We start from the raw sequence: 1,263 nt of genomic DNA on the forward strand, positions 1-1,263 counted from the left end.
AGGCTGTTTGCCTTTCTTTCTCCCACTCACGGCGCGAAAGCGCAAAGAGCCCGGGAGCGTGAAGCAGAGGTTTTGTTGCATGACCAGGTGATGAAGGCTCTTGAGAGCGGGGAGCTGACTAAAAAGGATAGAAAACGTCTGGTAATTGATGTGGCTGAAGGGGTTATTCCGGGTTTCAGCCGTCCGGAAAGAGAAAGCATAAGGGGTAAAATTCTCTATGCTGTTCTCAGGTCTGAGAACGTAAACACGATGCTCAGTGAGGCGGAAAAGGGAATAAAATCCTTGCCGAGACTGATTGACAGGATTCCGGCGTTATCTATACACTTCACTCGTAAGGCCGTTAAAGGCTACTATACGGCTTCACTACTCACACCAGGCCGAGTCAGGCATGACATCAGGCTGGATCAGGATTTTGGCAGGCTGGAGCGGCATTTTGCTCGTACCGGTCAATCCCGGGATTTTCAGTGTCTGGTCAAAGAGGTGCTTCGGGAAATTCTTCATTCGTTGACTGAACGGCTGTCGCAGGATGAGTATGATGATCTATTGTCAATCTGGAATGACGACTTATGTAGATATTATTATCAGGAGCGTGCAGTCCCCCTCCACAAAGCGGTGGGACAAATATTTGATAATGCTCAATGCCTTGAGCTTGACATTCACTGCGACCAACAAAATTTGGTACAGGAAAAAGACTACCGCTTTATTCAAGACCTGAAGCGTTATCCGAAACTGAAAATTGAATTTGATAGTCACAGCGAATTTTCTTACCTGGATGGGCGGTTATTTGAGGACAAAGCCAAGGTGAGAAAAACATTGAATCGACTGAGTGCTGAAGTCACTAAGTTAGATGTAGATAACGTCCGGCTCTTCAATTTTTCCAAATCCTCTGGAAAGACAACGTTCCTTATGGGGTCATCAGACTCTTTTAACATCTGCAACTCCCGGTAAAGCTGCTCCTTGAAGTGCTTATGAAAACCTTTGTTGAAGATCACCGTCCTCCTGAAATCCTTAAAGGTATTCAGCCCCTGGTTGGGTAATTCCTCACCTTGTTTACCTTCCCAGCTGCAAGCAGCGTATGGCTTGCCCCAGTCGTCCATGCCATCACTCAGGAACTTTTTTCCCAGCCTGCTATTTTTTCCGCCAGCACAGATGATCATATCCACAGGTCGGTGCATAACCGTTTCCTCAGGGGTGTCATGCTCTGCTCTGCCCTGTTGCGCCACACCATAAGCAGGGTTATAACGTGCTCTGACCTTGTAGCCC

1 protein-coding gene is annotated in these 1,263 nt (G+C 47.4%); it reads left to right on the top strand.

Going from position 1 to position 1,263, the window contains the following annotated elements:
- Positions 1–948 (top strand): hypothetical protein (locus tag KDK17_RS17040; protein WP_257288631.1); only part of this gene is annotated, 948 nt, incomplete at its 5' end.
- Positions 949–1,263: the final 315 nt, after the last annotated feature.

The sequence above is a fragment of the Endozoicomonas sp. SESOKO2 genome (assembly GCF_024606245.1).
Classification (GTDB): Bacteria; Pseudomonadota; Gammaproteobacteria; order Pseudomonadales; family Endozoicomonadaceae; genus Endozoicomonas_A.